The following is a 264-nucleotide window of genomic DNA, read 5'->3' as shown; positions in this document are numbered from 1 at the left end:
GCCCTGGATGCCTTGCGTCAACGCCTGTCGGAGCTGCCGCGGGTGGAAGTGGCGCAACTTGACCTGGTGTGGGTCGAGCGCCTGGCGGCCATCCTCAAACTCGGTGACCGCTTCGTCTTCGGCCTGGCCGTGATGCTGATTTCTGCCCTGCTGTTAGTAATCGGTAACACAATTCGTCTACACATTGAAAACCGCCGTGTCGAGATCGAAGTGATCAAGCTGGTAGGCGGCACTGACGCCTACGTGCGCCGGCCTTTCCTGTAC

Annotated in this window: 1 protein-coding gene; it reads left to right on the top strand. The window is 59.8% G+C overall.

Features of this window, described 5'->3' with window-relative positions:
• Nucleotides 1-264, top strand: a 264-nt coding sequence (locus tag HWE01_RS22705; RefSeq protein ID WP_502798468.1) for a cell division protein FtsX, incomplete at both ends; no start/stop codon positions are given.

It is taken from the genome of Herbaspirillum sp. C7C8 (assembly GCF_022627875.1).
In the GTDB taxonomy this organism is placed as follows: Bacteria; Pseudomonadota; Gammaproteobacteria; order Burkholderiales; family Burkholderiaceae_D; genus Herbaspirillum.
The sequence above is the reverse complement of the archived record's forward strand: the minus strand, read 5'-3'. Positions and strand labels throughout refer to the sequence as shown.